The following is a 13,735-nucleotide window of genomic DNA, read 5'->3' as shown; positions in this document are numbered from 1 at the left end:
TTATGAATATGAGCATTGTTTTTCATATAATTGGAATGCTATGGAGGGATTCCACTACCTTATGAATATAGGAAGATTCATGAATGTGCTTGCAGTCAACAGTGAATACCTTGCAGACAAGGTAAAAAAAACAGGTGTTGCAGGATTCACAGAATTTCTCCGGCAAGCATGCTCAGGTGATGTCTTAGATATTGAACGTATTCATAAAATTGTGGAAGGCAAATATATGCTAAGACTCTCTGCGTGAAGTTTATAAAAGTAATATAAATTTATGTATATGTAATTGCCACCCGATAAAGGGTGTTGTTGATATGCCCAAAAAAGCGTTGCGCTTAGATATCAGGGTTATAGTGTTATCGGATAACTTAAACGTATGGGTAAATTTATGTAATATTATTATATAATTGAATAAAATTACCAATAAAGGCACTATTAATAGATAAAAATAAAATTTTCATGCTTCAGCTCTGATTTATTGCCCATTTAGTTGACAATAATTACTATAAATAGTATATTGAGAAGTACATTAATAGAATATGGGTAGTATTCTACGCATTAACGGCAATGGAGGTGTTATATGGAAGCCGGCTGTTTATAGGATTGTAATAAGGACGAAAAATGAAATTTCTTAAGGACAGTATAGTAATTATACCGTCCTTACAATTGTAAAAAAAATAATACCAGTAATTACAGAGTGTAAAAAAATATCAGCATTTGGAGTTATCATTTAAATTATAGTAATCTACTATCAATTTGTCCAGCTCTTTGCTTAACTCAAGCAACTCATATGAGGTAAGCTGACTATTTTCAACAGCATTATCCAATTTCTTTTGTAGATACTTTATTTTTTGTCTTACCTGTTTTTCTTTGCCTAATTTTCTCATTTTTTTACCCCACCTACTCATGTTTATCTTTTGTAGCAAATCCCCCTTAAAAAATAATAATTTTCTGTAAAATACAACAGTTTATAATTGGGCATATAACTATAATATTAAATACTATACTATTTGTTGCAATCTTTCAACAATTTATAAAGACTAAAAGACTAATTATCTTTTAGCATTCAAATTAGAAGAAGTTAAAAGTGTTTTGCTTTGGAAATATTTCCCGAAGTTAACCATAATAAATGCGAGTTTTAAATTTTATATATACCCTCATTTTAGCTCATTAAAAACATTTTTTTCAATTATCAGGTCGGAAATATACAGCTTTTCCAAAAGAGTCTTTAATTCCTTTTCGTAATCCTTCTTATTTAAAAGCTTTTCATCCTTAATACTGTAAACTTCTCCCAATTCATTTAAGTAAACATAATTATCGGTAACCACGTTACCATTTCTTAAAATAACATACCCTTTTTCCGAGTTTAATAAGTCCTTTCCAAGTACATAAGGTGCTTCCAAGTCCATTAGGTTGGCAATGGTAGGTAAAAGGTCAATACCTCCTCCTGTAATGCTTACCCTTTCTCCATTTTTAAGACCTGGATAATGTATTATACATGGTACTTTCTGGAGTTTGACCCATTGGACTTCACTATATTCAAGCCCTAAGAATTCCATCAATTCATCAGCTTTATGCTTGGGCACTCCCGAATGGTCCCCGTAAATAACAAGTAGAGAATTATCATAGAGTCCTCTCTCCTTTAATTGGTTAATAAACTCTCCTAAGCATTTATCTTCATAGTTAATGGCCTTTATAAAATTGCCAAGAAAAGTCCCTTGCCACTCTCCAACATCAAAGTCATAATCCTCAAAATATGTGAAGGGATAGTGGCTGGAAAGTGTTATAAAAAATGAATAGAAAGGTTTTGACATATCTATTTTATCAAAGGATTGCCTGAAAAACGACGAATCACTCAATGCACTTCCTTCCCAACCTGCAAATTCATCCATTACGTAATAATCTGCATCAATGAATTTGCAGAATCCCAGGGCTTTATACATTTCCGTCCTGTTCCAAAATTTTGCTGTAAATGCATGTAAGGCATAAGTGTTATATCCCTGGTTTTTTAGTATCTTCGGTAATGAATGGTACGTGTTTTCCGGATACCTAATATATACGGCTCCCTCTTTCACAGGGAATAAGGAAGTATTAAACACAAACTCGGCATCTGAAGTATTACCTCCTGCAACCTGGTAATATATATTATTGAAATACAGGCTTTCTTCCAGCAATCTATTTAAATTTGGGGTTATTTCTTTACCATTGACTTGGGCATTAATCATAAATTCTTGTAGCGCTTCCACCTGTACCACAATTAAGTTTTTTCCTTTTGCAATACCTCTGAACTTTCTGTCTGTTTTAGGTTTTTTACTGAAGTATTTTTGGATATAAGCCTTTTCTTTAGGTGTTAGTTCCTTATCCTCAAATATGCTTTCTTTTACGAATATTTTTGTGTTATCATAGTGGGAATAAATTACCCCAAGCTTTTTAGCTACATAATTACTGCTGTAAACAAATGCCTCCATATCTATCTTTCTATATACTGATAAAAATCCCGAAAATCCTATTAATAAGGATAGAAAAGAACCTATTGCCCTTTTAGCAAATTCTATTTTTTCTACTCCCTTTTTATGAAAATTTATAAACCACAAAAATAGAAAGGGAAGGTCCACAATATATACTATATCCTTTATGTTAAACAGGCTCATTATGCTCTGGTTAATAGAGCTCAAAAGCTTTAAATCAACCTGCAGGATTACAGGTACAGTCAATATACTGTAATAGTAACGGAAGAAGTTGGTGTCACTGGTAAGAAGTACGGATATAATAAAGTTACAAACAAGAAGGGCTGTCAACCGTCCTTTATTAAAAAATAGAATAATAGGTGAGGTTATAATAAGCAATATGAAAAACGATACAAGGAACATGGTAATATTTGTCGGTGAAAAAACCGGCTGGGTATTTATTTTGGTAGTAAATTGGAAATACATGCATTTTAGCATTATTGACAACATAAAGTATAGCCAATAGGCATATTCTTTTGTCAATAACTTCTCTGATACTTTTTTCTTACTATCATCATCAATAGCTTTTTTAAAAGCTAATTCCTCCATAAAAATTCCTCCTGAAACTATCAATCCAGTAATATTAATCCAGTAATATTATCTAAAGAAATAATAATATATTTTTGGTAGTTAATGCAAGACTTATTCCATAGTGTGCCTAAAAAGTATGTCTGAATATCCTTATTTCATTTGTATGTCCGGTTGTATTAAAAAAAAAAGAGAAGGATGCCTCCTCTTATTTTTACCAGGTAATTATACTATGCTGTTTTCTCAGTACTATTTTCCCGATATTCTCTCAAGCATCTTTAATATCAACTGTCCATGTTCATTTCTTTCAAAGCTAAACTTAACCTTTTCGTCGGTTTTAAAATTCTTGAAGTTTTTACTTTCGGGGTCAAAGTATTCTTTTATTTCTCCTTCAAGTCTGAAGGCAGTGGGCTTTCCTGCCTCATCAATGTCCATGTTTTTATCAACAAAAATTTCTATGGAGTTGCCGTCTATTTGCCCTACATATGTGCCGGTATACTCTTTTAAATCCTCGTCAAGGGAAATAAACTCAAACTTTTCTCCTTTTTCGTTAACAACCTCAAACTTTTCTTCTATGCCCTTTACTTTTATCACTGCGTAAGGATAGGTTATAACCTGTATTACTATATCGTCCTTTTTAGGAGATGTTTCTTCTACAATAATCTTAACTGTCCCTTCAACATCTTCTACCGAAACAATTGAAATACTATAACCTCCGGTGTTTTTCTCACCCATACTTATAAGTATAACATATTCATCCTCAATTTTGAAATAAGTGTATCCCCTTTTAACCTTAAGTTCCTCTATCTTTTCCTGTATATCCTGAGGAAGAGTACCTATATCTTCCACTGTTTCATACTCTACTTTTTCATATGAGGCCTCTTTATTACCGTCGTTTTCGGTATCATTATTTTCAGTATCTTCTGTATGATTATTTCCGGCATCCTTGTTTCCGGTTTTATTCTCATCTCCCGATTTATCTCCGGTGTTTACTGTACCTACATTACAAGCTGATAAAATAAAGAGAATAAAAGCACATATTATAAATAATATTAATGATTTAAATAATTTTTTCATCTAGCTCACTCCCGTAATTATTTTAATTATTAATGCGCAGCTGCTGTATATTATTAGACGACGAATATAATCTAAAGTTCCTTAAAAACTTCTTAAAAATTTATAAAAAAAGAATAGCTCAAGGAATTCCAGAAATTCCCCTTTAAGCTATTCTTTTTCAATTGCTTTATTTACATGGCGTCAGGTGAAAAATTGCCGACTTTCAGCCAATACCACTTCCTTGATTTTTCCTTTAGCTGAATTTACAGGCTTTAAGACTCATAGCGGCAGTCTTTGAATAGAACTAACACAATGAGTCAGCTAATGAGTCAGCTTAGGTACTTCTTCAATGTTTCTCTCACGGCATTTCTTCCTGAAACCATTTCCCTGAAATAATTCTCGATTTTTTCTCCAAGGCCGACTTCATAGAGGTCCAATCCAAACAACTCACTGTTTGACAATATGGGTCTTAACTTATCTCCCACACTTTCTGTGTCACCTAAGTTTATCCCGGCCAAATAAGGCTTTAATGTATCCAGCATCGGATCCGGACTTAAGCTCATTTCATTTCCGGAATCGTCAATTCCCATCAGGTACCTGCACCAGGCCGCAATCACCAGCGGTATGTATTTCAAGCCGGCAGGGTCAAGGTCCGGCCTCTCACGGTATAACCTGATTGTTTGGCCAAACCTTATTTTTAACTTTTGTGACGTATCAGTAGCAATTCTCTGGGGCGTATCAGGTATATACGGGTTTGGCAATCTTACTTCTATAACTTCCTTTGCAAAAGCTACGGGGTCAATAACACCCGGGTTGACAACAACCGGCATACCCTCTTCAAGTCCTACCTTTTCCACCAGTTTTCTTAAAAGGTCATCCTGCATTTCCCGGGCAATAGTCTCATATCCCAATAAACACCCAAATATTGCCAGGGCAGTGTGGAGAGGGTTCAAACAGGTGCCTACTTTCATTTTCTCTACTCTATCAACTGTTTGCCTGTCAGTAAATATTACACCTGACTTTTCAAGAGACGGGCGTCCATTGGGGAAACTGTCCTCAACTACCAGGTACTGGGGACCTTCAGCATTAACAAAGGGTGCAATAAATGTATTTTTATTTGTTTTGACAATATCCATCCCGTTAATCCCTGCATCATCCAACATTTTTTTTATTTCCTCGGAAGGCCTCGGGGTTATTTTGTCTATCATGGTCCACGGGAAGGATACTTTCCCAGGGTTACTCAGATAATAAATAAATTCTCTCTCCACCAGGCCTTTTTCAGCCCATGCGTTGGCTATAAATATAACCGACTCATAAAGCCTCTTCCCATTTTCAGCGCAATTATCCATACTTACAAAAGCTATGGGAAGTTCACCGCTCTTAAACCTGGTATACGCCAGTGAAGCTACTTTTGACATAACATTTGCAGGTTTTTCAGGACCTTCTTCCAAATCTTTCTCTACTTCCGGCAGCAAATCACCTGAAAGTTTTCGAATATTGTAACCCTTTTCTGTAATTGTAAAGCTTGCCATCTGCAAAGAAGGTTTTGAAAAAATTTCTTTTAATCTTTCCCAGTCTTTTTCCCTGGAAGGGTCTCCGACTAAAGCTTCAGATATACTTGCAACAATTTTTTTGGAAAAACTTCCATCAGGATAAAGGATTACCAAAAGGCCTAAATTATCGTAGGGTATGTAAATTTTATCGATAATTTCAAAATCATAGGTCTCAACTGCTATAATACCCTTTTCCGACTGCCCGGATTCAAGCAACTCCTGTTGGAGAACTGCTATAAAACCCCTAAAAATATTGCCGGCTCCAAAATGTACCCATATGGGGTTTTCTGCTGTATTGGAAATCATAGTATCCACATCAAAATTCGGTACTTTTACACCGGCTTTTTCAAATAACTTTTTATCTTTTAAGTTTTCCTTATTTAAACCAACCATTGTAAGCCTCCTGTCCACAATTTATTTTTTGGCATATTTTTATTATACACAATAATGCAACTTTTTCAAAATAATATTATATCATATTATGTAGCTATCTCGTAAATTGCCTGGGTACATATTTTCCCATGTCTCATCAGGTCTTCTATGGACACATGTTCATCAGGCTGGTGGGCTCCTGTCCCTGCTCCGCCAAAAGCTACTCCGTTATTTTTTAATGTCCTTGCATATGTCCCCCCTCCCATGGAAAGAAGATTTGCTTTTTCGCCTGTTATTTTTTCATAAGCAGTGCTTAATTTGATTATAAGGGGATGGGTTGCAGGTACATACAAGGGTGGTGAATGCCCTATTATCTCTACATGTATACCCTCTTTTTCAGCCTGTTCTTTTACAGCTTTAAGTATTTCTTCATGATTGCAGGTAACAGGATAACGTATATCCAACATGGCTCTCTTTTCGGCCTGGTTATATATTATTTTGCCCAGGTTTATTGTCAACGCTCCTGACTCTTCATCCTTTAAATCGATTCCTAATGAGTGTCCAGTAGTATCGGAACCTATTTTCTTCTCATAAAGAAATTTAAGATAGCTATCCAGGTAAACCCTATTTCGTACACTACCATTCTTTGCATTGTTATTTACAATACCGCCTATGCCGCTATTATTTCCCATGCTACCATTTTCTGCGTTGTATAGAAAACTCAGCAATTTGTAAATAGCATTGATCCCGCTTTGAGGGCTTGCTCCGTGAGCCGATTTGCCTTTTGAAAGTATAATAAGCCCCTTGCCTTCCTCAAATAATACTGCAATGTTTTCTCCGTCTATTTCTCGGGCCAGTTCCTGCAAATACAGAACTTCTCCAGGCTTTATTTTTTCAGCCGGAATATGCGCCCTGCACTCTGCCGGCACCATATTTACGGCTTCTCCGCCAAAAATTTCTTGTATCGGTAATCCGCACATATCCTTATGCCTGCACTCATCTTTACGTCCGCTTTCATCCTTATGTCCATATTCATTCACCCCATGCCCTAGTTTTACAAGAGCCAGGTGTAAAATTCCTTTTTCCCTGTTAGTTATGGGATATCCTGCATCAGGAGAAAACCCCATACCAGGTACAGGCTCCTTTGTAAAATAATATTTCATGTCCTGCATTCCGCTTTCCTCATTGGTCCCTAGTATAATCCTTACCTTTCTTTTGGGAATTATTCCCAAGTCCTTTAAGACTTTCAGCCCATAAACAGCAACTATTGCCGGACCCTTATCGTCAGACGCGCCTCTTCCGTATATTTTTCCCTCATGAATTACTCCCTCAAAGGGAGGGAAGGTCCATCCTATGCCCTCAGGCACAACATCCAGGTGGACAAGTACGCCTGCAATTTCATCTCCCTCACCATACTCGATATGACCTGCGTATCCGTCAACATTCTTTGCCTTCAGCCCCAGGCGTTCACCGAGGCCGAGTACATATTCAAGAGCCTGATTCACACCTTCGCCAAAAGGCTTTCCTTTACCTGGAGCGCCAGTAACACTCCTTATTTTTATTAGTTCACAAATCTCCCTTATAATATCTTCCCTATATTTTAGTATTTCATTACCGATTATCACCTTAATACCTACCTCCTCCTGGTAACCCTTAAGGCAACTATTAATACAACAACAAATTGTATTTAAGCCGGGGTCGCCGAACAACTTTATTTTAACAATCATTTTACCTAAATACAACCATTTAAATTTTGCACCTGTTTTTGCACCTGTGTTTTAATTTTATACATCGAGCGCTGCATGAATATTTAGAAAAGTATTAATTTTTTTAATAAATTATTGTTTACTCTTGTCGGTTATTATATGATGTTTTATATAATATTTTTAATATTTTTACATAATGTTGTTATATTATAATTACCACAGGTTATAGATGTTTTGGAGGAAAAACATGAAACATTTGTTTATTATAAATCCGGTTGCAGGAAAAGGTAAAACAGTGGAGTATATTCCTAAAATCAATGAATATTTTTCCGGTAGAAATGACATATACTTTATAGAAACTACAAGATACCCCGGGCATGGTGTTGAGTTAGTTAAACAGTATGTAAGCAGGGACACTTTCAGAGTTTATTCGGTAGGAGGGGACGGAACCCTTAACGAAGTCCTCAACGGGATAGTAGGAAGTAACAGTTCATTGGCTGTTATCCCTGCCGGCTCAGGAAATGATTTTTTCAAAAGCCTTACAAAATATTTTGTCAACAAGGATTTGTCAGGAAAGCAAGCTTTAAAAGATAAATTACTGGAAAGACTGGTTAACGGCAAAGAATTTATAGTTGACATGGGCAAAATAAACGGTAGATACTTTATAAATATATCTTCTTTAGGTTTTGATGCGGAAGTGGCCTATAAATCCCATAAAATAAAAAAACTTCCCTTTATATCCGGTTTATTTGCTTATATTTTAAGCGTTTTTGCAACACTGTTAAGTTATAAAAGCAACCAGTTAAAAATAACAATTGACGGTAAAACCATAGAAAAAGACACTCTCCTGGTGGCTGTTGCCAACGGGAAGTATTATGGCGGCGGGATGCAGCCTGCACCTTCAGCCGAGATAAACGACGGTTTTCTGAATATCTGCCTTATTGAATACGTAGGAAGACTAAAAATTTTAAAATTTCTCCCCAGGTTCATAAGGGGTAACCATGCAGAAATAAAAGAGGTTTCTTTCCACAGGGGTAAAAACGTAAATATTATCAGCAAGAACAAGGTTGCAATGAATGTTGACGGCGAAACCAGTATAATTGAAGGAAAAATTGATTTTGAAATAATACCTAGCGGTATAAAAATAATACTTCCTCTGTAGTGTCCGTGGTATCCGTAGTACCTTCATAGTCCCCTTCAAGATACCTGTACTGTTCGGTATAAAGCCTCCAGTATGCACCTTTTTTGGCTAGAAGCTCATCATGGGTTCCCTGTTCAATTATTTTGCCATTATCTATATACATGATTCTCGAAGCGTTTTTGATGGTAGACAGCCTGTGGGCAATAATAAAGGATGTTCTTCCCTCAAGAAGCTTTTCAAGTCCCTTTTGCAAGGCAATTTCCGTTTTCGTGTCAATGCTTGAAGTTGCTTCGTCCAGTATAAGAATTTTAGGATCGGCCAAGAGGGTCCTTGCAAATGAAATTAACTGCCTCTGTCCTGCAGACAGGGTTGAACCCCTTTCACTTACCTCGGCATAATACCCGCCTTCCATCTCCATAATAAAATCATGGGCCATTACCGCCTTTGCAGCTTTTATTACCTCCTCTTCTGTCGCATCAAGCTTCCCGTACTTAATATTATCAATAATATTGCCAGAGAAAATAAAAGTATCCTGGAGCATTATGCCCATTTGTTTTCTTAAAGATTTCAGAGTTACTTCCTCTATATTAATTCCGTCAATAAGGATTTCCCCTGAGTTGATATTATAAAACCTGCTTATTAGATTGACGATTGTAGTTTTACCGGCACCGGTAGGACCTACTAAAGCTATTGATTCGCCGGGATTTGCAGTAAAACTTACATTATCCAGAATCAACCTTCCGCCTTCTTCATAGCTGAAGCTCACATTTTTAAATTCCACTTTCCCTTTTATGGGAGGCATTTCATAAGCACCTGGAATATCAGCTACCGTCGGCTTCTCATCCATAGTTTCAAATACCCTTTCCAGGTACGCCATTGCAGTAACAATCTGGTTGTAAAAGTTACTGAGGTTGTTAATAGGCCCCCAGAACCTCCCGGTATAACTTGTAAATGCCACAATTACCCCTAATGATACGCCCCCTGCAATCCATGATATCCCTGCCATATATATTAAGCATGTAACCAACACCGATATGTTTTCTACAATGGGCCCCAGAATAAAGCTGCTGCTTACTGCCTTCATCCATGATGTTCTATACTTCTCACCCAGTTCCTTCAATATATTAAGATTCATATCCTCACGGATATAAGCCTGGGTAACCTTCACACCTGATATACTCTCATGAATATAGGCATTGAGGTTTGACTGCTTGGTACTGACATCCTGCCAGGCTCTCCTTTGCCTTCCTTTTATAAGGAAAACCGCAAGCAAAAGTACCGGAAGTCCAAGCAGGCTAAGAAGGGTTAGCCTGACATCAATAGAAAACATAATGACAACTATAAATGCCAGGCTTATAACATCTATAATTACCTGGATAAGCCCGTTGGAAAGCAAGTTTCCAATATTATTTACATAGTTTATAACCCTTACATATATCTTACCATGAGGCCTGCTGTCGTAATAAGAAAAGGGCAGTGTTTGCAAGTGGGAAAACAAATCCAGACGGATATCCCGTATAATGCTTTGACCCACATCATTAATAAGCTCAATTCTAAACCTTGAACATACCGCTATAATAACAAGTGTAAGGGTAAACAAAGCCGACAGCAATATAAGCCCCGGCACATCCTTCTGCGGTATTCTATTATCCAGGGCATCTTTTATTAGATATGGACCTAAAAGGGACGCCGAGGTGGTAAGTACCATAAGGAATAAAGTTAATACCATCTTTTTTTTATAAGGCTTAACATACCCCGAAATCCTTTTCAAGTAGTTTATATTAAATTCGCCTTCAAGCTTTTCATCAATATCATATTTATTTCTAGCCATTCCAACCTACCCTAACTTCACTAAAGAGTTATTTAAAGTTTCACTAGAGTTTCATTTAGAGTTTCACTTAAATTTTCGCTTATATTTTCATTTAGGTTTTCGTTTAGGTTTTCGCTTAAATTTTCGCTTAAAGCTTTGCTCTTTCCGCTTTGAATCATAAATACGCTATAGTAATACCCCTTCTTTTCCAGGAGTTCCCGGTGAGTTCCCTGCTCTATGATTTGTCCCTTATCCAGGACAAATACTATATCCGCATTCCTAACAGAAGATATCCTATGGGATATTATAAAGGTGGTCTTACCACTGTAAACAGATTTAAGAGACTCCTGGATCTTCTGTTCTGTTTCAACGTCCACACTGGAGGTAATATCGTCAAAAATCATAATAGGGGCATCTTTCAATAAAGCCCTTGCAAGAGATACCCTCTGGCGTTGGCCTCCAGAGAGTCCTACTCCGCGCTCTCCTACTATAGTGTCATACCCATCCGAAAGCTCCAATATAAAATGGTGCGCGCCTGCTGCAGCTGCCGCACGTTGGACGCTTTCAATTGCGGCATCCGGCACGCCGTATGCAATATTTCCTTCTATTGTATCCGAAAACAGGAATGTGTCTTGCATGGCAATTGCTATATTTCTTCTTAAACTCTTTTTTCGAATTTCCTTTATGTTTAAACCGTCAACTAATATTTCCCCTTCAGTGCAATCGTAAAACCTGCAAATCAGGTTAACCAGGGTAGACTTGCCTGAACCTGTAGGGCCTATAATACCCACAGTCTGTCCGGGTTTTACGTGCATATTAATATTTTTTAAGACTCTCTCCCCATTATAACTGAAAGACACATTTCTAAACTCTATTTCCCCTCTGTATTTTTCAAGCGCAATACTGTTTTCCGCATCTGCGATTTTGGGTTCGACAGTCATCAGCTCAATAATTTTTTCTCCTGATGCAAAAAACTTCTGCACCTGGTCACTTAACCAGTTTGCCATATTTATAGGCACGCTGAGAGTACCGGAAAGGCCGGTAAAGACAACCAGCTGACCATAGGAAAGCTTACCGTTTATTACAAGTATTCCACCCACCAGAATAATAACTACAGTCATCATACCGCCCAGAAAGTTTATAACGGGTAAATACTTTTTCCATATATCTACCCATTTTCCATACTCATTTTTGTAACCCTCGTTTTCCTTTGTAAATTTCCGTATCTCAAAATCCTCATTACAAAATGCCTTTACAACCCTGTTCCCGCTAATGTTTTCCTGCACAACAGAATTTAACCTGGTAACCTGTTCATGCCATTCGGAATTTAAAGGCTTTGTCTTCTTTGTCATATCGAAAGTAAAATACCCAATAAATGGAGTTACCGCCAATAGCAATATTGTGAACAAAAAATTCATCCTTACCATTAGTATCATAACAAATACAAAGCTGAACAAGCTTTCAAAAACTACAGTTGCGGAACCTGCTATAAAATTCCTGACTACCTGCAGGTCCCCGCTTATTCTTGTCATTATATCTCCTGTCTTGGTCCTATCAAAATAAGAAAAATCCATTTTTTGCATTCTTGAATACATTTCATTTCTTACATCAAACTGGAAGTCCTGTGTTGTTCTTTCTATCAACATAAGCGAAAAATAGCGAGCTATGGATTTGAATAAAACACCAGATAACAGTAACACCAATAGTTTAAGGAACAACTCTCTTTTTTTGTTAACAATAACCTCATCTACTATCATGCCGGAGATATAAGGAGTAACCAACCCCAGCAGTGCATTTACCATCATAAATACAAATATTGTCACTAAAAAAAACTTGTATTTTTTTAAATACCGCCAAAAAAATTTAAGCACTCTCATAATTTATCACCATAACATTAAAGGCATTGTATTATTATGAGTGATTATATTTTCTAATAAAATGTAGTTTTTTAACCTTATGATGTATATTCTTATACAAAATTTATCAGTTGCCAAGATATAATTAAATGGTATAAAATTAAGGTGTTATAGAGATGGGATGTGATTTGCTTGTACGATTTGGGTATAGATGAAGAAAATTTCAACCCCAGAGTATTATATATATTTAAAAGAAAATATGGCGAACGGAATAGTACCAAATATCATTGCCATGACTTTATTTCAATAATATATTTTCTTTCCGGAGATAGTACCTATAATATAAACGGTACTTTCTACCAATTGAAAAAGGGAGATTTGATTGTCATTAACCCGGGAGTATATCATTGCCGGTTAATGAATCCGGGGCAGGAATCAATGGAATTCCATGCAGGTTTTACCAATATATGTATAGAAGGTTTGCAAAAAGACTTTTTAATTCCTGAAAACATAAGCCCTGTATTTAAATTTGCCAGGTATGAACAGGATTTTCTAAGGTGCTGCAGTGAAATTATTGCAGAACAAGAAAAGGACGAACCGGGGTGTGGGCTTCTTTTAAAATCACTGTTAATGAAACTAATTATTATTTTCCTCAGGGAAACATCCATGATTGCCAAAGATGTTTCCCTGCGCGAGACTTATAATGAAAGTTACATGTTTAACTTTGAATCGTATGATAGAGTAAATATTGTCAATACAATTGTATCATATATTAATGAAAATTATATGAATGCAATATCTCTTGAAAAAATATCCAGGAATATGTACTTAAGTCCCGTATATATATCAAAAATATTTAAAGAAGAAATCGGAGAATCCCCGATTAATTATTTAATAAAAGTGCGCCTGTCAAAAGCACTAAAACTGCTTGAAGAGGGTAACCTACCTGTAAAAGCCGTAGCCAAAAGCGTAGGTTATGATGATGTTTATCATTTCAGCAAGCTTTTCAAAAAATACTACGGCAATCCACCCTCAAGGTTCAGAAAAAATAAACCGGAGAGTAATCCACAGGGTAATCCACAGGATGAGCCACAGGAACAGACCTCTTTAACTTGAGAATTTCAAAAGAACTGTTCCGAACAGTTCATAGAATTACCCGCCATTGAAACGACATAGCGCCTGCACTTCAGTACAGGCGCCGTTAAGATT

At 36.4% G+C, this 13,735-nt stretch carries 10 protein-coding genes; 3 read left to right on the top strand and 7 right to left on the bottom strand.

Annotated features, from left to right (window positions below):
- The first annotated feature begins 61 nt into the window (after positions 1-61).
- Positions 62-247 (top strand): hypothetical protein, encoded by a 186-nt coding sequence (locus tag HPY74_01975; GenBank protein ID NSW89443.1) that lies wholly within the window; start codon positions 62-64, stop codon positions 245-247.
- Positions 248-707: 460 nt separating this feature from the next.
- Here HPY74_01975 and HPY74_01970 read toward each other — a convergent pair whose 3' ends face one another.
- The 5 genes from HPY74_01970 to pepV all read right to left on the bottom strand — a co-directional run bounded on the left by HPY74_01970 (position 708) and on the right by pepV (position 7,638).
- Positions 708-884, bottom strand: coding sequence for an aspartyl-phosphate phosphatase Spo0E family protein (locus HPY74_01970; protein ID NSW89442.1), 177 nt, complete (start codon positions 882-884; stop codon positions 708-710).
- A 270-nt stretch (positions 885-1,154) separates the two neighbouring features.
- On the bottom strand, positions 1,155-3,053 hold the full coding sequence (locus tag HPY74_01965) for an LTA synthase family protein (GenBank protein ID NSW89441.1): 1,899 nt from the start codon (positions 3,051-3,053) through the stop codon (positions 1,155-1,157).
- A 228-nt stretch (positions 3,054-3,281) separates the two neighbouring features.
- Positions 3,282-4,109, bottom strand: a complete 828-nt coding sequence (locus HPY74_01960; GenBank protein NSW89440.1) for a protease complex subunit PrcB family protein — start codon at positions 4,107-4,109, stop codon at positions 3,282-3,284.
- Positions 4,110-4,417: 308 nt separating this feature from the next.
- A complete protein-coding gene (locus HPY74_01955; protein ID NSW89439.1) occupies positions 4,418-6,034 on the bottom strand; it encodes a mannitol dehydrogenase family protein in 1,617 nt (538 codons plus the stop codon).
- Between the two features lie 86 nt (positions 6,035-6,120).
- Positions 6,121-7,638: a dipeptidase PepV gene (gene pepV / locus HPY74_01950; GenBank protein ID NSW89438.1), complete on the bottom strand. Its 1,518-nt coding sequence runs from the start codon at positions 7,636-7,638 to the stop codon at positions 6,121-6,123.
- A gap of 328 nt (positions 7,639-7,966) precedes the next feature.
- Here pepV and HPY74_01945 point away from each other — a divergent pair, with 328 nt between their 5' ends.
- On the top strand, positions 7,967-8,881 hold the full coding sequence (locus HPY74_01945) for a diacylglycerol kinase family lipid kinase (GenBank protein ID NSW89437.1): 915 nt from the start codon (positions 7,967-7,969) through the stop codon (positions 8,879-8,881).
- Here the strand turns inward: HPY74_01945 and HPY74_01940 are convergent.
- Both HPY74_01940 and HPY74_01935 read right to left on the bottom strand, forming a co-directional pair.
- Positions 8,850-10,691 (bottom strand): ABC transporter ATP-binding protein, encoded by a 1,842-nt coding sequence (locus tag HPY74_01940; GenBank protein NSW89436.1) that lies wholly within the window; start codon positions 10,689-10,691, stop codon positions 8,850-8,852. The two genes, HPY74_01945 and HPY74_01940, sit on opposite strands and share 32 nt — an antisense overlap.
- Before the next feature lie 32 nt (positions 10,692-10,723).
- A complete protein-coding gene (locus HPY74_01935; GenBank protein ID NSW89435.1) occupies positions 10,724-12,547 on the bottom strand; it encodes an ABC transporter ATP-binding protein in 1,824 nt (607 codons plus the stop codon).
- A 171-nt stretch (positions 12,548-12,718) separates the two neighbouring features.
- Here HPY74_01935 and HPY74_01930 point away from each other — a divergent pair, with 171 nt between their 5' ends.
- Positions 12,719-13,642 carry a helix-turn-helix transcriptional regulator gene (locus HPY74_01930; protein ID NSW89434.1) on the top strand — a complete coding sequence of 308 codons (924 nt, stop codon included), beginning with the start codon at positions 12,719-12,721 and terminating at the stop codon, positions 13,640-13,642.
- Positions 13,643-13,735 lie beyond the last annotated feature (93 nt).

The organism is Bacillota bacterium (assembly GCA_013314855.1).
Taxonomy (GTDB): Bacteria; Bacillota; Clostridia; order Acetivibrionales; family DUMC01; genus Ch48.
This window is presented reverse-complemented; position numbering and strand designations above follow the sequence as displayed.